The 296-nt window shown below is 65.5% G+C and carries 1 protein-coding gene; it reads left to right on the top strand.

What is annotated here, in order from left to right; all coding sequences use genetic code 11:
* Positions 1-296, top strand: a 296-nt coding sequence (locus RVY79_RS18925) for a hypothetical protein (protein ID WP_317466099.1), incomplete at both ends; no start/stop codon positions are given.

Genomic DNA, 296 nt, shown 5'->3' with positions numbered 1-296 from the left:
CGCTCAACGGCACCAAGGTCACGCCGGGCACCGTCAACGTCAGCGTGACGACGCCGTCGAGCAATCCGAAGGTGACACTGGACCCGAACACCGGTGTGGTGTCGGTTGCGCCGGGCACGCCGGCAGGCACGTACACCATCGGCTACCGGATCTGCGAGAAGCTGAACCCGACCAACTGTGCGACCGCCACGGAAACCGTGACGGTGGTGCCGGGCAAGATCGGTGCCAACAACGACACCTACACCGGCATCGACGGCAACGCGGGCCACAGCAGCGTGGGCAACGTGTTGGACAAC

This window comes from Chromohalobacter sp. HP20-39 (genome assembly GCF_033052815.1).
GTDB lineage: Bacteria > Pseudomonadota > Gammaproteobacteria > Pseudomonadales > Halomonadaceae > Chromohalobacter.
Note: the sequence above shows the minus strand (reverse complement) of the source record. Positions and strands in the feature narration are given on the sequence as shown.